Annotated in this window: 15 protein-coding genes; 1 reads left to right on the top strand and 14 read right to left on the bottom strand. The window is 45.5% G+C overall.

Going from position 1 to position 22,735, the window contains the following annotated elements:
- Nucleotides 1-477 precede the first annotated feature (477 nt).
- The 14 genes from OXH00_12285 to OXH00_12220 form a co-directional block, all read right to left on the bottom strand.
- Entirely contained in the window at nucleotides 478-1,272 is a 795-nt protein-coding gene (locus tag OXH00_12285) for a LamG domain-containing protein (GenBank protein ID MCY3741790.1), read from the bottom strand.
- Nucleotides 1,273-1,405: 133 nt separating this feature from the next.
- Nucleotides 1,406-2,863, bottom strand: coding sequence for an ABC transporter permease subunit (locus OXH00_12280; GenBank protein MCY3741789.1), 1,458 nt, complete (start codon nucleotides 2,861-2,863; stop codon nucleotides 1,406-1,408).
- 142 nt (nucleotides 2,864-3,005) lie between these two features.
- Nucleotides 3,006-4,511 carry an ABC transporter permease subunit gene (locus OXH00_12275; protein ID MCY3741788.1) on the bottom strand — a complete coding sequence of 502 codons (1,506 nt, stop codon included), beginning with the start codon at nucleotides 4,509-4,511 and terminating at the stop codon, nucleotides 3,006-3,008.
- Between the two features lie 107 nt (nucleotides 4,512-4,618).
- Nucleotides 4,619-4,888, bottom strand: coding sequence for a hypothetical protein (locus OXH00_12270; GenBank protein MCY3741787.1), 270 nt, complete (start codon nucleotides 4,886-4,888; stop codon nucleotides 4,619-4,621).
- A gap of 392 nt (nucleotides 4,889-5,280) precedes the next feature.
- A complete protein-coding gene (locus OXH00_12265) occupies nucleotides 5,281-6,735 on the bottom strand; it encodes an ABC transporter permease subunit (protein MCY3741786.1) in 1,455 nt (484 codons plus the stop codon).
- Between the two features lie 151 nt (nucleotides 6,736-6,886).
- Nucleotides 6,887-8,386: an ABC transporter permease gene (locus OXH00_12260; protein MCY3741785.1), complete on the bottom strand. Its 1,500-nt coding sequence runs from the start codon at nucleotides 8,384-8,386 to the stop codon at nucleotides 6,887-6,889.
- Between the two features lie 32 nt (nucleotides 8,387-8,418).
- Nucleotides 8,419-9,240: a LamG domain-containing protein gene (locus OXH00_12255; GenBank protein MCY3741784.1), complete on the bottom strand. Its 822-nt coding sequence runs from the start codon at nucleotides 9,238-9,240 to the stop codon at nucleotides 8,419-8,421.
- A gap of 155 nt (nucleotides 9,241-9,395) precedes the next feature.
- Nucleotides 9,396-12,131, bottom strand: coding sequence for a sigma-70 family RNA polymerase sigma factor (locus OXH00_12250; GenBank protein MCY3741783.1), 2,736 nt, complete (start codon nucleotides 12,129-12,131; stop codon nucleotides 9,396-9,398).
- Between the two features lie 457 nt (nucleotides 12,132-12,588).
- The gene (locus tag OXH00_12245) at nucleotides 12,589-13,998 is read right to left on the bottom strand and encodes an ABC transporter permease subunit (GenBank protein ID MCY3741782.1); all 1,410 of its coding nucleotides are present in this window, start codon (nucleotides 13,996-13,998) and stop codon (nucleotides 12,589-12,591) included.
- A gap of 2 nt (nucleotides 13,999-14,000) precedes the next feature.
- The gene (locus OXH00_12240; protein MCY3741781.1) at nucleotides 14,001-15,500 is read right to left on the bottom strand and encodes an ABC transporter permease subunit; all 1,500 of its coding nucleotides are present in this window, start codon (nucleotides 15,498-15,500) and stop codon (nucleotides 14,001-14,003) included.
- 95 nt (nucleotides 15,501-15,595) lie between these two features.
- Entirely contained in the window at nucleotides 15,596-18,403 is a 2,808-nt protein-coding gene (locus OXH00_12235) for a sigma-70 family RNA polymerase sigma factor (GenBank protein MCY3741780.1), read from the bottom strand.
- Between the two features lie 278 nt (nucleotides 18,404-18,681).
- Entirely contained in the window at nucleotides 18,682-19,341 is a 660-nt protein-coding gene (locus OXH00_12230; protein MCY3741779.1) for a molybdenum cofactor guanylyltransferase, read from the bottom strand.
- Complete coding sequence (locus OXH00_12225; GenBank protein MCY3741778.1) at nucleotides 19,322-20,485, bottom strand: M28 family peptidase; 1,164 nt, start codon at nucleotides 20,483-20,485, stop codon at nucleotides 19,322-19,324. The genes OXH00_12230 and OXH00_12225 overlap by 20 nt, the downstream gene beginning before the upstream one ends.
- A gap of 243 nt (nucleotides 20,486-20,728) precedes the next feature.
- Nucleotides 20,729-22,105 (bottom strand): sulfatase-like hydrolase/transferase, encoded by a 1,377-nt coding sequence (locus tag OXH00_12220; GenBank protein ID MCY3741777.1) that lies wholly within the window; start codon nucleotides 22,103-22,105, stop codon nucleotides 20,729-20,731.
- Between the two features lie 194 nt (nucleotides 22,106-22,299).
- Between OXH00_12220 and OXH00_12215 the strand changes: the two genes are divergently transcribed.
- The gene (locus tag OXH00_12215) at nucleotides 22,300-22,722 is read left to right on the top strand and encodes a VOC family protein (GenBank protein ID MCY3741776.1); all 423 of its coding nucleotides are present in this window, start codon (nucleotides 22,300-22,302) and stop codon (nucleotides 22,720-22,722) included.
- The last annotated feature ends 13 nt before the right edge of the window (nucleotides 22,723-22,735 follow it).

The following is a 22,735-nucleotide window of genomic DNA, read 5'->3' as shown; positions in this document are numbered from 1 at the left end:
CTTTGCTTATTTAACGTGAGTTTGAAAATAAAGATTGAAACTCCCGTAGGTTGGGTTGAGCGGTAAAAGACCAAGAACCCATCCGTTGATACAGAAGTAGCCGATTTTCAACGACCCGTTTTTGTAGATACAAATAGCGAAACCCAACACCCGAAACGCTGTGGATGTGAGAATACGTTGGGTTTCACTCGGTTTTTGGTGATTTCAGGTTTCTTGATGAACTCAAAAGTCATCTGCTCTATGTAATTTTTAGTAGATCTCCATTCAACCCAACCTACAAAATTCAAAATCTTTTATCAAACTCAGGTTATTTAAGCAAGTTAAGAGCTTAGGCAACAGTTATAGTAAAGTCAATTGTGCGATAAATCACGCAACAACACGGGACCCCGTTCGTAGTAGGGTGATTTATCACCCGTCCCAGTTCAAGGACGGGCAATGAATGGTTTCCCTACTACAAACGGAATCCCTGACAAAGCACTACCGGTGCGCTGTTTTGAGCGCGCCCCATAGCGTTGCCAACTTCCGTGAAGCATCAACATCAGACGGTTGCAGTTCTGACTGTTTCAGTTCCTCGGCGGTCAACGGACGATTCCACACCTTCACTTCATCAATCAATCCCTTGTAAAACCGATTCAGATGCTCTCCTACCCAAATTGACTGTCCACTGTTGATGTCCTTTGTGTTGTCGTCAACTTCATCAATCAACTTGCCATCCACATAGAATCGGATCTTTTTTGCTTTCTGGTCTCGGACCCCCGCCAGGACATGCCATTTGTCATCGTTCAGGAAATCCGGAGACCTTATCCCAGCACTATTCGCACGTCCCTTATCCCGGACGCTAAACCCCATCTTACCACGTGCCGCTGGGTCGTCACCGCTGACGGAGAGTATCCAAACCGCATCAGTACCCGGACGATAGTTCCCAACAATTCCGTCGTTCTTGGGTGGCTCATCATCTGTTTTTACCCACACTTGGACTGTGAGTGAATCGCCAGTGGAAAAGGTAATCGAATCTTCCAATGGCACTTCAACAAAGGCACTCTTGCCATCAAACTCCAACGCGCCGCCGTGCTTTCCGGCGACCATCTTTGCATCACCGTTAATCGTTCCATCGTTGCCTTCTTCAGACAAATCCTTTGCCGTATCACCTTGAATGGCACTTTCATCAAAACTCAGATGCAGCACTAATCCTTCCGGCGGATTGGCTTTACTACACGGCACAAAACTGATGAGTATACCCATCACTGCGAAAACTACAAAAACGCTTTTCATGATAAACTCCTTTTGAGAGGTTGGCCAAATATAAAAAGGTTTCGGAACCAGTGAAAATACTCTTAACCGCGTGCGATCACATCAATTGCGAAGATAATAACAGATTTAACAAAAACTGTCAAAAAAAGAGGTCTTATTTCAGATCGCATTTGAGAAAGGACAGTTGTGCTGCAGTAAAAAACAGGATATTAAAAAGGATCAGCAGTCCGAGTGGAAAAATCGCGTTTTGATGCAAGATGCGTTCTTTAAATACGGGTACGGTCTCTGGATCCACAGGTTTCTGAGATAAGCCCTCTCTCACGGGGTAGATATGGAGACTATGGGGATCACTCTTATCCTCCGTTTTGATGAAATCTATGAATGTATTTCTATAGCGGCGTACTTGCTTAACAAAACTGATATAACTGACTATTCCGGTATTCGCGAGTCTTTCCATCGCGTATTGGAAACACGCCGTCGGAGAGATTTGGGCGAGTTCGCGGGTGAGTTGCACCTGTCTCAATTGCTGATCTACACGCGCATCTGCTATGCGGGTTTGCACTTCAGACCTTTCCCTGAAGTAGGTTGCCCATAGGCGCGTTGCTGATGGATTGTCAACCGAAGGGGCTTCACTGAGTTTTGCTGCTTTCACCAATTCTGCTGGGCGAAATTCATCATCTATGTTCGCTAATTGCAAGCGTTTTTTCGCGGATATTCTTTCTATTGATGGGATTGGATCGAGGGTGCCGACGAATAGTCCGAGTAGACTCGGGAAAATAAATGCTAAACAGACCCAAGTTAGCAATAACCACACTAAACTGGTGATAGCATTTGAGACGCGACTTGAGAAAAACAGCCCCAAAAAAATGAAAATAGAAATATGCAACGCGAAGAGTCCTACCATTCCTAAAATCCGAAGCCAACTGCCTGAATCAAAGGGGATGTTCCCTGACAGGTAGATGATGAGAAGGTTCATGAGGACTCCAATCAGGAGAGGGATGGTGAGCGTGAAAAATGTTCCTAAGTATTTCGCGAATAATACCTGTCCACGAGGGATTGAGTTGGACATCATGAGACTGAGTGTTCCGCGAACGCGTTCCCCGGCGATGGCGTCGAAAGTAAATAAAATAACAAAAAAACTCATGAAGACACCGATGAATACCCAGTCAATTTTGATGAGTGTAGTTGCGTCCCCGCCATGATTTGAAGGTAGATATTCTAAGGACCACAACTCCCGCCAACTGTAGCTTTCAACCAAGTCCTCGTATTCAGGCCGTTCCCAATTTACGCGATATGCGATCGTGATAGAATGGGGTATGCGGGCATCAGCACCATCGGCACAGAATTTCAACTGTGGCGGACGCTTGGGTATCTCTGCTGGACCAACCATCGCCAACTCTCCTAAACCCTGGGCAGCATATTTTTCAATATGAGAGCGTCCTTGGTCTACTTTACGGTTATACTCTCGTATTTCCGCTGTGTACCCATTATCCCCAAAGCCATATATGAGAGCATTGGCGATCATCAAGATGGGCAGAAGGATTATCATCAAGACGAACCGCAGCGTTGTGAGATTGTGATATATCTCTTTTTTCGCAATATGCCAGATCATTTTTTTTAATGGTTGTCAGTAGTCAGTTAACAGTTATCAGTCACAAGAGGTTTCTGGTAACAATTCACCTCGCCCTAAAATATTGCAAAGTGGAAGGATTGTTACAAAACGCCTCTTAACTGACAACTGATAACCCTCCTTCTCAACTCATATCATATCGAAGGAACGACACATACACCCCTATAAACAGGACGACATTCCACGCCAACAGGATCAGGATATCGCTTGATGCACGAAAAAAACTCTGAAATAGAGAAGTGTGTGGGTTCTGAAAAACAGGGAGATCTTTAAACGCTGCTGCCCCTTGATCGCTGGAAAACCACGCTCTCGCGGAAAAAGCGTTTTTACCAGTGAGATAGTCGACAACTTGACGTTTATAGCTCCTTGCCTGTCTAATAAAATCTTGGTAACTTTCTGTGTCTGTATCGGTTATCGCGCCAACGGCAAATCGGTATGCGTCTGCGAAAGAAAATCGGGAAATATCTTTCGCGAACTGTTTGTTTCTTTCTTCAATCTGTTCTCTCTGTCTGAGGAGTGCCTCTGCTTGATTTGCGTAGTCGATACGTAGGGGTTCTTGGTAGCCCAATACTTCCTGAAATTTGGAGACATCCACGATGTGGATCTGTTGGATATAATAGAACTCACTATACCCGATTTCCTCTGGTGAACTCGTGTACATCGCTACTAAAAAATTCCCATCGCTTATCGGAGAAACCGCGCTAGCTGGATGTTCGTATCCCCACTTCTTGAGGATGTAAGCATCCCGTTCTTCCCTGAAATCTTCCCATCTCTGCTGAATATGCTGCAGCATCTCCTTTTCAGCTTGTGGTTGATAGGGCGGGAATTTCATGACTGCGAAGGTTGATATATTGGAATGTAGGATTGTTAGGATTCCCCAAATGAACATTGAAAGGATGAGCGTGGTGGTTGCTTCCTTTGTCCATACGGATAGAAGCATTCCTAAAAGGTAACACGTTGACACGTACAATAGGGAAAGGATGAGCACGGCAACGAGCCGAAACAGATCAGCACTATCGAAATTAGTCGCAGGAGAAGCGTAAGCGATAAGGATTCCGATGATAAAGCTGATAACCACCATTGGAAACAGAGATAACATGCCGCCGAGGTATTTTCCAACCACGAGTGTATCTCTGGGAATCGGATTGGATAACACTAACTTTAGGGTGCCATCCTCGTGTTCCCCTGAAATCGTATTGTAAGCGAAAAGGATCGCCAAGGCACTGAGGATGATTTTGAAGACAAAGATAGCATCAATTGCAAGGAGAATGGAGAGAAACGGGTTATCAGATCCCTGTTTCTGTGCCTCTTTCTCCCAGATAGGTGTTGCGAGTTGAATACTCACCATATCGGCACCCGATTTTTCCATGCCGACGTTGAAGATACTCAGCGGATTGGGTTTTCTGTGTGCCTTGGGATTAATTTGGCTGTAGAGGTCCCATGTCTGGGCTGTTTCTTGATGTTCCTGAACGGCGGTGTGATATGCTGCTAAGCGTTTCTCATAATCTTCAACCTGAACGAAAACTGCGGCAGCGGTTGATATGAGGCAGATGAGAAAACCGATTATGAATCGGGAAGTCAATACATTTGAAATGAATTCTCGTTGAATAACAAGCCAAAGTGTTGTCATAAGTATATACCGAGTATTCAAGATGAAGTGCTTTTCGCCGTTCTGTTTGAAAGCTGATTTTCACTCAATCCTTTATTATTAAACAGATTTTTCTCTAATTTATTCAATTAAACTTCGGAATTAGTCGTTTTGGACTTGAAAAAAAATAAATTTGACAAAAAACACGAAAAATTATATAATACTTGGAATGCCATTTGGTAGCGAATTTCATCTGTCTCGTTTGAGACAGTCGCTATATCTGCCGAGTGGAATCGGAATGGCATTTTCAAGAGCGCCATTTGGTAGCGAATTCCACCTGTCTCATTGAGGCAGTCGCTATATCTGCCGAGTGGAATCGGAATGGCGTTTTCAGCACGCCATTTGGTAGCGAATTCCATCTGTCTCGTTTGAGGCAGCCGCTATATCTGCCGAGTGGAATCGGAATGGCGTTTTCATTCCAAACCTGAAGGATTGGGCTTTCACACCGAAGATAGCGACCACAAGAGTAACCCAACGAATAACCTCGCTCTTATACATCATAAAAGAAAGCCGTTGACTACACCAGTTGACGGCTTTTTTCTTCTCTCTGGACGAAAAGCAGCATCGGATATTTCCATCATGGCATGGCTGTGGGGAGCGCGAGTGGAGGTTTTTGAGATGTTTCTGTGCGAAAGATAAGAGGATTTTGGTCAAATCATGTTTTGGAACTAACGAAAATATCCTTAACCACGTACCACTACATCAGTTGCAAAATGATAACGGATTTGACGGAAACAGTGAAAAAAAGTTCTCACTTGAGATCACATTTCAGGAAGGACAGCTGCGCTGCAGTAAAGAACAAGATATTAAAAAGGATTAACAGGCCGACAGGAAAAATCACGTTTTGATACGAGATCCGCTCTTCAAACCTTGGTACAGCATTCGAGTCTACCGGTTTCTGAGACAAACCTTCCCGCACAGGATAGATATGGAGACTGTCCGGATCACTTTCATCCTCTGTTTTGATGAAATCTATAAAGGTTTGTCTGTAACGGCGAACCTGTTTAACAAAATCCATATAACTAACAATCCCAGTGTTTGCAAGCCCTTCCATTGCATATTGGAAGCAGACTATTGGAGAGATTTGGGTGAGTTCGCGGGCAAGTTTTACCTGCCTCAATTGCTGGTCTACATGTTCATCGGTGATGTGTGTTTTTGTTTCGTACCTTCTCCTGAAATACGTTGCCCATCGGCGCGTCGCTGATGGATTGTCAGGTGAGGGTGCTTCGCTTAACTTCGTTGTCTCCAATAATTCCATTGGGCGAAATTCGTCCTCAATGTTCACCAATTGCGCACGTTTTCGTGAGGAGACTATTTCTATTGATGGAATCGGGTCAAGCGTACCAACGAAGAGTCCAATCAGGCTCGGAAAGATGAACGCTAAGCATACCCAAGTTAATAGCAACCACACTAAACTGGTGATGGCGTTTGATACTCGACTTGAGAAGAACAGTCCCAAAAAAAGAAAAATAGAGATGTGCAACGCGAAAAGCCCGACCATCCCCAAAATTCTAAACCAATCATCTAAGTCGAATGGGATATTCCCCGAAAGATAGATAATCGATAGGTTCATCAGGATACCGATTGCAAGCGGCAGCATGAGGGTAAAAAACGCGCCCAGATATTTCGCCAATAACATCTGTCCTCGGGAGATTTGGTTTGACATCATGAGACTCAGTGTTCCATGCAAGCGTTCCCCAGCAATGGCATCAAAAGTGAACAGAATCACAAAAAAACTCATAAATATACCGATGAATACCCAGTCAATTTTGATGAGCGCGGTTGCATCACTACCATGATTTGAAGGGAGATATTCAAGGGTCCACACTTCTCTCCACCTGTAGGCTTCTACTATATCATTTCCTCCACGACTGCCTCCTGAGCGTTCTGCTAACGGAATAGCGTTCGGGATGAGTTCATCAGCCCCATCAGCACAGAATTTGAAACGACTCGGACGCTTGTAAATCTCACCGGGACCGCGCATTGCGAGTTGCCCTAAACTCTTTTCGGTATCGTCCTTGACACGAGATAATCTTCTTTCCATGGCATTGTTATACGCATCGACTTCTTCTCTATAGCCGCTATCACCGAAGCCGTATATGAGCGCGTTCGCTACCATCAGTACAGGTAGAAGGATTATCATCAAGACGAACCGCAGCGTCATGAGGTTGTGATGTATCTCTTTCTTCGCAATATGCCAAATCATTTTAATAGTTATCGGTTAATAGTTGTCAGTTTTCAGTTAAGATGCGTTTCTAACAATCTTTCCACCTTGGAATATTTCAGAAGGAGGGGAATTGTTACCAGAAACCTCTTGTGACTGATAACTGTTAACTGGCCACTGACAACTCTCCTTTTCAACTCATATCGTATCGTAGGAAAGACAGGTATCCGCCCATGAATAAGATGATATTCCACGCTAACAAGATAAAAATATCCGCTAACGCACGCGAGAGACACTCCGAAAGCGCGTTATGTTGGTGCTGAAAAACGGGTAGATCGGTGAATTCTGCTGTTCCCTTATCGCTCGAAAACCAGGCGCGTGCAGAAAATACGTCTTTACCGATGAGGTAGTCAACAACTTGACGTTTATAACGCCTTGTTTGATTTATAAAGTCGTTATAGTTCTCCCTATCCGTGCCACTTATTGCACCGACAGCAAAACGGTACGCATCCGCGAAAGATACCCGAGAAACATCTCTGGCAAATTGCCTATTTCTTTCGCCAACCTCTTCTCGCCGTTTGAGGATCTCTTCGGCTTTATTGGCATAGCGCACGCGAAGCGGCTCTTGATAACCTAATACCTCCTGAAATTTGGTGGTGTCCATCTTGTGAATCGGTTTAAGCGCGTAGAACTCTTCAAATCCGAGTTCCCCCGGAGAACTTGAGTTTAACCCGACTGAGATTTCTCCTTCATAGGAAATCGCACTAATTGGGTGGGCATGTCCGATCATTTTGAGGACATGGGCAGCCCGTTCTTTCTTGAAATCTTCCCATATTTTTTCAATTTGTTGCCGAGCCTCTTTTTCAGGTTGAGATTTATACAGCGGGAACTTCGCGACCGCAAACGCTGCCACGTTTGAATGAACGATTGTCAAAATGCCCCAGATAAACATTGAAAGTATCAACGTAGTTGCTGCCTCCTTTGTCCATACGGATAAGAGCATGCCTAAAAGATAACAGATTGACACATACAACAGCGAAACAATAAGGACCATAACAAGGCGTAGCAGATCCCCAACATCAAAATCAGTAGCGGGAGAGGCATAAGCAATAATGATGCCGACAGTGAAACTTATCACCACAATGGGAAATAGAGACAACATGCCGCCAAGGTATTTCCCAAGCACAAGCGCATCCCGCGGAACCGGATTGGATAACACCAGTTTTAGCGTGCCGTCCTCCCGCTCCCCCGAAATCGTATTGTAGGCGAACAAGATCGCCAAAGCACTCAGCACAATTTTGAAGACGAAGATAACATCAACAGAAAGGAAAATTGAGAGAAAAGGATTATCTGACCCCTGTTTTTGTGCTTCTCTTTCCCAAATAGGTGTTGCGAGTTCAATACTTACCATATCCGCACCGGACTTTTCCGTTCCGACGTTAAAGATGCTAAGCGGATTCGGCTTTCTGTGTGCTTTAGGATTAATTTGGCTGTAGAGATCCCATGTTCGCGTCTCGTCCTGATATTCCTGAACGGCAGTGTAGTATGCCGATAACCGCTTTTCGTAATCCGCAACCTGAACAAAAACGGCAGCAGTGGTCGAGATCAAGCAGACAATAAAACCGATCATGAATCGGGAGGTCAATACATTTGAGACAAATTCTCGCTGGATAATTAGCCAAAGTGTTGTCATAAATTTATACCAAGTCCCCGCGATTCAGACATCTAAAACCCCTTTCGCTTAATATCGCCCCACGTCGTAGTGACTTTACCTTTCGGTGAGACTGCAAGCAAGGGACCCCGCATTACGGTTCTGACTTCATCTTCACTGAGCGCACGACTCCATATCGCGACTTCATCGATGGAACCGCCTTCAAATGCGTACTGCGGTTTATTTTTCGCACAGCCAATCCGCAAATCCTCCTCGTTGGTGCTGGAGAAGTCATCAGCTGCTGAAGGTAAATTAGCAATCATTTCTCCATCAAGATAGATATTCAAAGTTTTATCACCATAGATTCCAACCACATGATGCCATGTCCTATGCTTCATTTCGTTCAGAGTCGTAATGCTTTGCTGCAAGTCTGCACCCCCAACAAGCATCGAAATCACTGAGCCCCTCTCAAAGGCTTCGAGTTCCGGAAAATCCTTTTTACCCCAGGCTACCATACCGTAAGATTCATTGGGTTTAGAATAGCACCCCTTATCAAACCATTGGAAAGAACGCCGCGTCCAATCTTCGTGATACACCCATGCCATCATCGTAATTTCATCACTGATTTCTAAGGCATCCGAGGACGGGATATTCACGCAATCTTCAGTTTCACCAGTAATACGAATTGCTTTTCCGTATTTGCCCTTGACAAATTGAGTGTTTTTGATAACTTCGGCATCCAGACCGTTGCCGGACTCGTCAAGAATTCGCTTGCCTTTGACGGAATCGAACGTAAAGTGAACCACAAGGCCATCAGCGATATCTGCCGCAGCGTAATCTGCTGCGATAAGCATCAACGCACTAAATAGCACAGTGTAATCAAATAGTTTTTCCATTCTATTTTCCTTTCGTTAGGGCATTTAGTTTCAAGTTTTTTCGATCAGTTATGTTTTTATGTATGCATGTATGACGTCAGTTTTCACCCCATACATGCTATGCTTTACTATTTTGTGTCTCAAATATCTGGAAAAGCTCCTTCGGAAGGATATGCTTATCTGCTGGTCCGTTCAAAACGCAGCACGCCGCGTTGTTCTGTCCCAACGTAGAAGGTGTTTTCATCAACAACGAGAGATGTCACAATCCCCGAAAGCTCTGGCGCGACCTGTTCCCACGTGTTGGTCTCGCTTTGCAGGTGATAGATACCATTATCGTTAGCCCCATAGATGGAGTTACCCACTGTAGCCGACGATTTGATGATAATAGGTTCCCCCGTTTTATCAATAAGCACACGCCAGTCAATACCGTTTTTTGAATTGAAAACCCCTTTGTCAGTTGCGACGTAAACCGTTGAACCTGCAAAGACTATCTCTTCAAAGTACTCAACAGACAGCAGTAGGTTCGATGTGACATCGTTCCAACTGTCTCCACCATTAACGGATTGCCAGAGATGTCCATCCCGTTTACCGACATATACAGTCTCACCCGACGCAGCGATTTTAAAACCTCTCCGGACGTTGTCACGCGAGAGTTCAATCGTCTCTTCCACACCTGTGTAGCACCATTCAGTTTCACCCGGTTTCCATCGGTAGAGTTTATAGTTGTATTCCATGTAGAAGGTTTTACCGCTCACGGCGAAGTTCCCCCACATCCCTTCCCATATCAGTTCATACGCCAATGGGGAGTCTGCTTGGACTTGTATCAACTGTTTTAAGAATCGTTCTGCCCCAAAATCCGGGTTTTCTTGTATCAACTCGCTTGATAAAGGATCAGTTGTAGAGGAAATGGTGACTATGAGGCCTTGCCCCACTTGTCGTTCGTCTTTGAAATCGAAGCTCCTGCCGCCTAACACGTGGCCCATCAGTTTCGCTGAATTAAAAGAGGGAGGTATCTCAGTAGGAAGGCTTAAGACATTGCCATCGTTAGATAATCGGAAAATAGCAGTGGAATTGCCCCGAATGCCTTTTGCATAAAGCACACTGTCGGCTTCTACGACTTGAACAATCAATGGCGGATTTTCCTTGTACGAAGGTCTATGCGTCTCTAATGCTACATTGACAGCATCCCATGAGCGTCCCTCATCAATTGATTTGACAAGGTTTGGACCTACCCTCGCGTAAAGTGCAGGTGACTTGTTTGATGAGGACCTCGCTGTGAAACTGACTAAACCGTCTACACGGCTTTCAAACCTTGTATTAAACCGGTGCCATGTTTGACCGTCATCCGTTGAGCGATGGATGCCAGTGCTCCCAGCGGTATAAAAGGTATTTTCGTCCAACGCCAAGGTGCTGCCCACACTGAACTGCATAGGCGTGATACCCGAGGACTCGATATATGTCCAAGTGTCGCCGCCATCCGTTGAGCGGACCACCATGCCATTATCTTTTCCAATTACCAATAGCACTTTTTCTGAAGTAAGCAGTGTTATCTGCGGGAGGACACGCATGAGGTCTCGCGCTTCCACAGGTGTTATATCTGTCCAAGAATCGCCACCATCGGCGGATCTGAATACCCACCACGAAAACTTCTCACCTCTCCATAGTGGCATGAAATTTTCTTGAGGCGTTCCATCGCCTTCCAGAATATTCACCGATGCTGCCACATAGATATGGTCCTCAGATACGACGACAGGATCAACACTAACAATATCATCCACCGGCAATGGTAGATGTTCCCAAGTTCCGGCGTTAAGTCGATATATCCCGCGATTCGTACCAGCAAACAGTGTGCTTTGATGCATCCGTAACGAACGAATTCCAGCGTGTTCTATCAAGCGACTGTGGAACCCATCAGTCATTGCCGTCCATGAATTGCCGGCATTGTCGGACCGGAAAATACCGTTATCAAGACAAAGGTAAAAGGTCTCTTCCGTTATTATCAGTTCTCGTGTATAGCCTTTTGGACAAGGACCGATTGAATGCCATGTGGCACCAGCGTCAGTTGAGGCGAATAATTCATGCGATGGAATAATATAGAGCGTGCCATCGTGTTCCGCTATAGGTATACTGCCGTGCGTGTCTTGACGCAGGAAATCGCTATTAACCAATCGCCATGTTTCTTCACCAGCGGGTAATTGGTAGATACTTTCATCGCCTATAACGGCATAGAGGGTCTTATCCGAAGTTAAAGATAGTGTGTTTACGACGTGTCGTGTGCCCGGTTCATTCATTTGAATCCAATTCATAATATTCTCCATGAGATCACCTAAGTGCTGATTACCGCCCAAAATTTCATGAACAATAGGTGCTTCCTTCTTTAACCGCTTTCGGGCGCGGTGAAGTTGACTCTTGACCGTATTCGGGGGCACTCCCAAAAAATCTCCAATTTCTTCACACGTCATCTCACTCAGGTAGTGAAGGACGACTGCTGTCCGCTCACGCGCCGGTAATTTTTCAAGGAGATACGCAACGACTTCGCGTTGCTTATCTGTCGCCAATTTTTCAATCTGTTCCGCCATGTATTGGACATAGAACAGTGCCTCTACTTCTGCTTTACTCATTGCGTCTAAGGACTGCATCGGAACTGTTTTCTCATCAAACCATGTGAGAAAGCGGCGGGTAGCAATCATATAAAGCCACCCCGAAAACCTGTTTGGGTCTCTCAACGTACCGAGTTTTTCGTAAGCCCTGAGAAAAGTATCTTGCGTAATTTCTTCAGCGACGTGATAATCCCTCACCCTCCCCCATACGAAGGTGTGTATCTGTTTTTCGTACTTTTTCACGAGAGTCGTGAAGGCATCTGCGTCGCCTCCTAAGATCCGTTCAACATATTTAGCATCGTCGTTTTTCATGCGTATTCTCCAATCAACAATATTGGCTTGTGACGTGTGACAGGTATTATAGACGAGAGGGTTGCAAATTCGTACTTTTTTGTTTCAAATGTTTTGAAAAGTTCGTTCAGTTCAATAATATAGTGAATCCGAAAAATAAAGAGACACTTTTCTCCCCCCGGTAGGTTCGGAATGTAATACAAGGAATGGATTTATTCTATTCCCAGACTAAATCCCCTAACCGAACCGGTCTGGAGTGTCCTATTATAGTGAAGCCCATAAGTAAGTGGTCATCTTTGTAGCATAAACTGTTAGTTTGTGCCAGTCTGAATGCCTGTTATAGGTATTCAGACTGTTTGAAAGTGCCCAATTAATATAGGTTTTACTATAGAACGAAGTAGAGGTAGGGAATTAACGCCGAATGCGCGTGTTGCCTTGCAGTGAGAGTCGTCGGCGGTGAGTGGCAATATCGCGTCAGCTAAATCTCAACACGGACAAATGCGAGATAAGCACCTGATAAGAGGACTATGACGAACAGTGTTAACAACAGCATCTCCATTGCTGAGTCGTTAAAATCCTTGCTGAGGCTCAGTGTATCTTCAAATCTTGGTACTGCCGCTGGCGAGACCTTTTTCTTCGTCATACCTTCACGAACACCAATAATATGGAGACTCTCCGAATCCGATCTATCAATATCAACGGCAAATTCACGGTATTGTCGAGCGTAACGTTCCACATTATCCACAAATTGCAAATGCCGTTCAAAACCCGTTCCAGCAAAAGATTCAAGGAGATATTGAAGGAGGGTAGCAGGCGAAGTGCGAGTGATAGACCGCGCATGTTGAACCTGCGCGATTTTGCTGGTGAGGAATTCTCGGTTTAAATTTTCTCTCATTTCTACATCTTTGGTATAGAACTCGCTCTTCGCTGTCAGCGTTTTTTTGTCCACTTCATCTGAATAAAGGTGATAGCTGTACTTATCCCGGAGTTCATTATGCCTTTGGTAATAACGCATCCATTCTTCCTCAGAGGGCATTGACGGTGAAAATTCGCTTGCGATGGAAGCAAGCGTACTCGGCATAAAAACAACAAAGGTAACCCAAATCAATAGGAGTATCACCAGACTCACTGCGCTCCGTTGTACACGCGCAGATACTAACAGTCCGAATGCAAGAAAGAAACACGTGTATAGGAGCGCAATAAAGAAGATAATACCTAAACGTCCCCACGCTTCTGTGTTGAGGTGAACTACACTTGATGTGGAAATTATCAAAAGGTTCATCAACGCCGCAAGCGTAAATGGGATGCTAACGCTTATCAACGCGCCTAAAAACTTACCGATCAATACAGTGTGGCGTGGCACTGCATTCGATAACATTAACCGAAGGGTGCCGTGCTCACGTTCACCGGAGATGCTATCAAAAGTGAATAAGAGCGCAATTAAACTCAAGACATAAGCGATGATAAATGCCCAATCCACTTTAGTAACATCTGGTCCAACGCGCTTTCGGTTTATGCTGGCATCCGGATAACTCAGTTGCCAGACTCCTATTATACCGGTGGAGTATACATAAGGACTGTCGCCTTTAATGATGTTTGGCAATAAGCGTTCTCCACCCTCTGCACAAAAATGCAGTGGTGATGGCTTTTTGTAGAGTTTTCCGGGTCCCTGTTGTGTGAGTTTATACAAACTGTCGTCGGCATGAGACGACAAAAGATCCAGTGATTCGGTGACAGCAGCGTTATACGTCCGTATCCGCTTTGGATGCTCGTGGAGATGTCCGATGGCATTGGTTAACATCAGTGCTAACAGCAAGATAGTAGTCAGTGCGAATCGGAGGCTATTGAGATTGTCGTAGAGTTCACGTTTTGTGATATGTAATATCATTCCTACACCTCACTCCGAACGAAAATCAGGAATATTATTGCGAACAGGACCAGATTAATCATCAACAGCAGGCATAAGTCCGGTAATGCTCGCTTAGCGTTGATGCCAATATCACTTCTTTTAAATGAAAACTGCGGCATCAGGTTCCAGTCGATGTCCCCCTCGGCACCAACAAACCATAGGCGGGACTCAAATATCTTATTGTCGAGATAATAGTCAATGACCGCCTGATGATACCGTTGAACTGCTCTGAAAAAGTCTTGTAGGGCATTTAAGTCGGTGCCTGTCCACGCTTCGGTTGCTGCGTCATACAGACCGACAGGTGAGAACTTCAATAACATCTGCTCGATTTTTGCGGGGCGCGTGTAAAACGCATCCAGTGCAGGTTTTCGGACAAGCCATATCCGTTCTGCGGTGTTGGTAACTTGTGTGCCAAAAAAGCGAAAATAATCCTGAACGTGTGGTACCAGTGGTTCAGATTCCGCTTTAAGTGCTTTATAATTGAATCCAGTAAGGTGGTAATAGAGTAAACTTGATGGATAGTCCCGGAGCCCCCGAAAAGGGTAACCTTCACCCCGCAAACCAAAATCGTATTTTTCGCCTGGCACAGGGTCATTAGCAAGATACTGCAACCGATCTCTATCAAATTCTTCCCATATCTGTTTGATTCGGTTGTAAGCAGAGAGTGTCGTATCGGGGTGCGGCTCAGTTTTAATCGCTGTCAGAATCATATTTGGATACACCAACACCAAAAAACCCCAGACAAACATCGCAAGCATGAGGGCAGTGCCTGTTCGGCGAGTCGCTGCAGAAATCAGCATGCCGATCAGATAGAACAGCGATAGATAGATAAACGACGTAAAAACGACCCCACCGATGCGTAGAAAATCATCGGTACTCAGAAAAACAGATGCGGATGTTGTTAGCATAATTAGCACGAGGAGAACGCACATTAGTAAGGGGATCAGCAGACATATCATACCGCTAATGTATTTGGCAAATAGGATTTGACCGTGCCGAATCGGGTGTGTCAGCACAAGTCGTAAGGTACCGCGCTCGCGCTCCCCCGCAAGCGTATCGTAGGCAAAGACGAGTGCTAATAGGCTCAAAATTCCTTGAAAGATAAAGACAAGATCTATCGAAGAGAAGAGATTGAGAAACGGGTTATCCGCTCCATGTTTGTCAGCATCCCACAGTGTTGGCACGAAGAAGTAATTAACGCCAAGTACGTTCCCTAATCGTTTGTCTAAACCGACATTAAAAATGCTCAACGGGTTGGGTGGACGATCAATCGTCAGGCGTGCTGCGGAATAGGTTGTCCTGTCCAACATCTCCTGCCGATGCTTTTTGACAGCGGTATTGTAACTTGTCAACCGTTTTTCGTAATCTCTGATAAGCACAGCAGTCGTAGCAACAACAAGCAACAGCATAATGAAGACCGCTGCCGCAAATCGGAACGTCATAAGGTTGTCGAGGAGTTCTCGACGGATGAGTGTGATCATAATCTCTCCGTTATGAATCAACGAATTTGTAATAACATGAGTTTGATAACAGTATGGCAGACTGGAAAATAGGATTGTTAATTTCGGCTTAGACGCTATGGCTCAGAACGTTCAAAACGGAGTACACCACGATGTTCCGTGCCAACGTAAAAGGCATCTCCATCAACAACCAGAGACGTTATAACATCAGGAATTTCAGGCACAATTTGTTCCCACGTCCCTGCTTCCTTTTCTAAATGATAGATGCCGTCATCATTCGCGCCATAAACAGCACCCTCTGCTGTTGCTAACGACTTAATGATGGTGCTTTCTCCCGCTTTATCGGTGATTGCATGCCAAACGACGCCATCTATTGAATTGAAAACGCCTTTGTCGGTTGCGACGTGAACCGTTGAATCGGCAAAAACAATTTGATTGAAGTGCACAACAGGTAGCGGCAGATGTGATGTAAGGTCGTTCCAACTATCACCACCATCAAGCGATTGTACGAGCTGCCCATCCCGTTTACCGACATAGACGGTCTCCCCTGAAGTAGCAATTTTAAAACCTTGCGCCATGTTTTCTCGTGTGAGTTCACACGTTTCTTCTACGCCTGTATCCGACCACCTTGTATCACCCGGTTTCCATCGGAAAAGTTTGTAGTTGTACTCCATGTAGTACGTTTCTCCACTCACCACGAAGCTGCCGAACAGACCTTCCCACATTAAATCATAAGTGAGTTGACGATCGCCTTGTTTTTGACCCAACAGTTTCAGAAAGCATTCTGCACCAAATTTCGGATCCTCGCGTATGATCTGCGTTGATAAAGGCTCAACATCAGCGTCTGGGTCTGTAGAGCGGGTAAAAGTAATTTGTCCCTCCTGTTTCGGTAACCGATAAGAATCAAAGGGAAGTGTTATGTCATTGAACACGTGCCACATGAGCCTTCCTGAATCTCGCGAGGGCGGTGTCTTTCCCTCTTCAAAAATATAACCCTCTACAGGAAATAAGCAATTAATGTCCGGATCTAAACGATAGTAAGCCGTCTCGCTATTACGTCGAATTCCTTTTGCACACAGAACACTGTTGACTTCGGAAATCTTCACAATGAGCGGCGTGTCTTCCCTATCTTTGAGTTTCGCATTGAACTTTGGTACCTCAAGGGTATACCTTGGTCGTAAGATGTCAACAGCAGTCCATGAACTACCTGCGTCTGTTGATGTGACCACACCGCCAGCAACCGTCGCGTACAGCACCTTAGATGCTTCTGAATTTGGACTTGCCTCTAAACTAATTAAGTTATCCACACGGCACGCAAACCTTGTATTGAACCGGTGCCAAGTTTTACCACCATCCCGTGATCGATGGATGCCAGTGATGCCACCGGTATAAAAGGCGTTTTGGTCTAAAGCGACAGCAGAACTCACACTAAACTGCATGGGTGTAATACCGGAAGATTCTGTGGAACGCCAAGTGTTTCCACAGTCCGTTGAGCGCGCCACAACGCCTTCCTCTCCACCTATCAGTAAGACGGTGTTTCCAGATGCGACCAGTTTAATCCGTGGCAATGTTTTCATCATCAGATCCCGGGCAGCCGTAGGCGTTATATCTGTCCAAGAGTCGCCACCATCGGTTGATCGGAATACCCACCATGAATCCTTACTGAGGTCACAGAAATTATGGTAATTTTCTTCTGGTGTTCCGGCACCTTCCATTATATTTACTTCTACGGCGACATAGATATTGTCTTCAGACACCGCCAAAGAACACACGACCACAGTATTATCCACCGGCAACTGTAGGTGTTCCCAAGTTCCTGTCTTGAAGCGGTAGATTCCGAGAGAGGTTCCGGCAAACAGCGTGTCCTCGCTCAACTGTAATGTATAAATTCCCGATTTCTGTGTGAAGCGGCTGTCTAAACCCTCATTCATATTTTTCCATGAATTTCCACCGTCATCAGATCGGAAAATACCGTTATTAAGGACAACGTAAAAAGCATCTTCCGTAATCAGCAATTCCCTCACGTCTCCATTTGGACAAGTCCCGATAGCATTCCAAGTTTTGCCTCCATCCGTTGAAGCAAACAACGTTCCAGATGGAATGATATAAAGCGTGCCATTGTGTTCCGCAATCGGAATATCGCTTGTGGTCTCTTGACGCAAAAAATCCGAGTTAACAAGTTGCCATTCGCTTTTACCCGCAGGTAATTTGTAAATGCTCTCATAACCCGTCACTGCATAGAGCGACCCATCCGAGGTTTTCGTTAATGTCCCTACTGGTGCCGCCACCCCGGGTTCATTCATCTGAATCCACTCTATGATATTCTCCGTCAGATTTTCTGGAAGTTCAAAACCACCTAATGTTTCGCGAACCATCAATTCTTCCTCCCTTAACCGTTTTCTTGCCCGATGCAATCTGCTCTTAATCGTATTCAAGGGTACATCCAAAAACTTACCAATCTCTTCACAACGCATATCACCAAGATAGTGAAGGGTTATCACAGTCTGTTCATTCTCAGACAGTTTGTTGAGCAGGTGTTTTACAACTTTATCCCGTGTTTCATTCGCAATACCCTCGCGCTGTTCCTCAAGATATTGGTTATAAGAAACCCTTTCCATCTCCGCTTCAGGCATAGTATCAAGAGATTCAATCGGTTGCTGCGTTTTTCGTAAATACGCTAAACAGCAATTTCTGACAATCGCATGTAGCCATGCACCGAAGCGATTTGGGTCTCTGAGCGTCCAAAGTTGTTGATAAACCTTAAGAAAGGTGTCCTGCGTAATCTCTTCGGCGAGATGGAAGTCACCCAACTTCCGCCATGCAAAGGCGTGTATCTGCTTTTGATACCTTTTTACCAACACTGTAAACGCGTTTTGATCGCCATTGAGAATCTGTTGAATTAATGTAACATCGTTACTTTGCATAAGTGCCTCCTAATGGTATTCCCTTATGATATAAGGATACATGCAAGGCGCAAAAGGTTGCATAACGGCAAATTTTTTTCCAAAAAAGCAGTTGGCATAGAGAATTTTCTTTGAAATAGGTCTTACACGGGAGGTGATTTTGATTTATATAGGACTTAGGCATGCTGCTCTTTTGTAGCATAGGAAACCGTTAGTCTCCTGTGCCAAGAGACCGTCTGCGTTTTTTCCAAGCACCCTACTTAACAGTGTGTGCTAAAATCAAAATTGCGTAAGTCCTATTATAGTAGAGTTTGTGCTTTTTCAAAATCTTCTGGTGTGTTAACGTTGAAAAATGAATGACCTCTGGAATCGTAGGTTTTCCAAATTTCTGGTGCAACGGTCAGGATATTCGCGCGTTCCTGCAGCGCATAGACGCGCAAGTCGGGTTCATTCAGCATCTGTTCAATAACAGGCAAGCAACGTTTAGAATATACCGCACACAATGTTTGAAGGATCATCTGATCAGTGCTGTGGGAGCGGTTTGTAACCCCGATGTCTTTGTTACGACTGTACGTATAAGGCATCACAGCATCATATTCACCTAAAATAGAGATGAGATAGGAGAGCAATTTCGGTTGTAAAAACGGGCTATCACATGCGACACAGACCCCTACATCATGCGAAGCGTACGTCAAACCGGTATAGATACCTCCCAACGCGCCAGTGTCTGGAATTATATCACTGTGCATCGGTAAACCGAGGTGCGTATATTCAGCAGGTGTATTGGTAATAAGCAGAAGTTCGTCAACAATGAGGCGCATGCGGTGGATAACATGTTCGATGAGCGGACTGTCGCCGAGTTGTATCAACGCTTTATTCTGTCCCATCCGCCGACTCTTACCACCAGCGAGAATAACACCTGTGACTGGAAGTCTTTTTTTAAGTACGTTCAATGACATCGACAATTAACTCACCTACCTGTTGCAGACTTTCCGTATTGAGCAGTTCGCTCCGATCCCGTTTTGAGTGTACCTTTAAAGCGACACTGCCCACACCTCTTGCCGTTAATGTAACCGTTTCAAATCCACGGCTCGCAATCGGAATGCTATCCAATCCGACACCAATAGGTAAATAACGATCCGAAACCTGTATACCGAGTGCTTCACCTGATGTACGAAACAGGTCTGATAGTGACCGCGTCGTGCGAGTTGGTGGAATTCCGTAGCGCGTAACGAGATTAACACCGTCTCCAACGCCGAGTCCGTCTAAATTGATAACGTAAGTATTTTCTCGGTCATATTCATCGGCATGCGTTTGGATATAGCGCAGTGCGCCGCACATGCCGTACTCTTCTGCGCCAGTAGCGAGGAACGTTATGGGTATTTTTGTTGCGCGCGCCATCACTACGCGTGCCACCTCAAGCATAACACCAACACCCGAAGCGTTATCAAACCCGCCAGGAGAGCGGTTCTGTGTCACATTAATTTGCAAAAGCAACAGGCAAAAACTCGTAATTCCCGCAACCCCCCAGACGATGTAATTAGGCAACCAAACGGCGGCAAAGAGCTTAATGAGCATTAAAGTTGTCAATACGAGAAGCCCGGTAATCGCGATACCATAAGATATTGCGCGCATAGCAATCGGCAATACCTGTGATTTGGAGTCGTAGTGCGCGACGAACAAAAAAGCAGGGGTATTAGCGTCTTGTTCCACTCCATTTTTTGCGATGATGTTCTCCGTACGACACCTCTTACCGACATTATACAACCCCTCAAGCCGCTTTTGCCATTGGGTAAAAAACAACGCGATAGCAAGGCTCAGTAAGCAAGCGAGGCATAGAAGTACTGGAAATCGTTCACCGAACCACGGTACAAATAAAACGACCGGCACGAAGAGAATCGAGAGAATACGCGGCAATACCTCGGCGGGGAATTTTGTAAACGAGAACGGTTCCCATGAAACATCGAGTCCTAACGCCGTGAATTGCTCGACGATATAGTCTTGTGCCTCTGCCTCACCGACGCTGTCCACCAATCTCGGAAAAGCGAGTTGTGTGATGTGGTAATATGCAAGTTTTGCATCATAAGTGTGGCTTGTATGCATAGGGGAACTTCTTCTATTTTTAGGTTGCCGCGAAAACTTAGCCCGTAATGAAATAGAGGGGTGTTTTTGCTTGGGTGTTTCTTCAGATTTATAGTAAATCCCATAATTATTTGCACACACGGTAACTCGTAGGGGCTGGGTCACCCAGCCCCTACGAAGGGGAAAAGTGTAAACATATTTTCCGATTTTACTATAAGACAGGCACTTGATTAATAATCCTGCTGAGTTACTCCGCAAGGTAAATTAAAAAACTAACTCAGACCGGAACCGTCTGCCCAAACGTCCTTTGAGTGTTCCAGCAATTTTGCGTTCTGATTGTGCGATGTTGTGTAACTCTACGGGATCGTTTTCCAGATCGTATAATTCGGTCACATCGTTATAGTTTTCGATAAGTTTATGGGTCGCCGTTCGGATACATCGAAAGTTTCGGAGCGCACTCACCATTTCGGAGCGGTGCGTTTCCGTTTCACCCCGAAGCAGAGGGGCAATAGAGCGTGCGTCAATCCGAGGCAGCACCGGTACACCCGCGAAGTCGCATATCGTAGGGTTCAGATCAATCAACTCAACCAAACTGTCTGAAATCTGATTTTTTGGAATACCAGGTCCAGCAACAAGAAGTGGTACGCGCAACGACGCTTCATAAGCGACACTTTTGGTGTAAAGCCCGTGGTCACCGAGCATTTCACCGTGGTCGCTTGAATAAATGATATAGGTATTGTCAAGCATCCCGCGCTGTTCAAGCGCGCGCAGCATTTCGCCGATCTGGTCATCAATGAGTTCCGTCGCGGCGCAGTACTGTTGGCGTGTCACAGTAATATCTTCTGGACTGACATTAACGACGCGTTGTTTCACCCATTCAGGCTTTCCGTCCATATTATCAACGATAGCAGGCGGCATCTCCTCATTCCGATACTTATCACCGTATTCTGTAGGCGGGTCGAATGGATCATGCGGTCCAACGAAGCTGACGAACATGTGCCACGGGAAATCGTCGGGAATGGTCTCAATAAATTCGGTTGCGCGTCTGCCGATGTAGGTATCAGCAAAATCTTCCGTAGAGAGGACAGAATCGTGGGAACCGTTTTTGATCCAACCGCCGCTACTGCGTTTCCGATAGTCTTCGTGGAATGCCTTAAGCATCCCTTTCTCTTCAAGGTAATGGGTATAGGGACCGATAGGTGTTGGCGAACTACCAGCGTGCATCTTGCCTTCACATTCCTCTGGATGTGTGAATCCCCAACTGTAGGTGCGCGGACGGTCACCGTAGCGTCCGTTATAGCCGTCGGGTTTGGCAAGATCAAGTTTGCCGACACATCCGACACGATAGCCGTGGTCGCGGAGCTGTTGGTAATAGGTCGGCACGGTGGCGGGCAGAAAACTTCCATTGTCCACCGCTCCGAGTCGAGACGGTTGCAGTCCGGAGGCGAGCGCAATGCGTGATGGCGCACAGACGGGGGCGTTCACTGTGCAATTCGGAAAACTCACTCCCGCTTCCGCTAACCTTCGCAAGTTCGGGGTATTGAGGGCAGCAGGGGCATCTTCAGCAGTTTCGAGATAATCATATCGGTGTTGGTCCGACATGATAAAGAGAACATTAGGTCTATCGGTTTTTCGAGTCATTTATGAGTACCTTACTTATAGGAACGCTTTGTTGGCATGTTGTATGAGATTTCTTGCCTTTTAATTTAGCATCATTATAGACGGTAATCCTCTCATTTTCAACTAAAAAATCGCACGGACACACGCGCAAATTTCTTGCCAAAACCTACCGAGTATGTTATTATGTGTCCATAATTCTCAAAAAGGAGCCTGACATGGCAATTTTTTTACATACACGGGTTCGCGTCAGCGATCTTGACGGTTCTATCGACTGGTACTGTGATCACTTAGGATTTAAAGTCCTCAGTCGGAGCGATAAATCTCCGGCAGGCAACCAGATCGTACATCTTGAACTTCCGGGAAATGCACACACATTGGAACTAACCTATTCACCGGATTTTGAACTTCAGGTCCAAGAAGACTTGATGCACTTTGCTATCGGTGTCCCTGATATTGTCGAATTTTGTGACGGGTTAGAGAAAGCGGGATTGGAAATTTGGCCCGATGAATGGCGCGAGCAATTCACATCCGGCGGCATGAAAATGGCGTTCATCACCGATCCGGATGGCTACGAAGTCGAAATTCTGGAACGGGCAGACGCTTCCGGCGATCCGCTTGATGTCCTTGACGAATCTTAAATTGTAACTTGTA

Source organism: Candidatus Poribacteria bacterium, from assembly GCA_026706025.1.
GTDB lineage: Bacteria > Poribacteria > WGA-4E > WGA-4E > WGA-3G > WGA-3G.
This window is presented reverse-complemented; position numbering and strand designations above follow the sequence as displayed.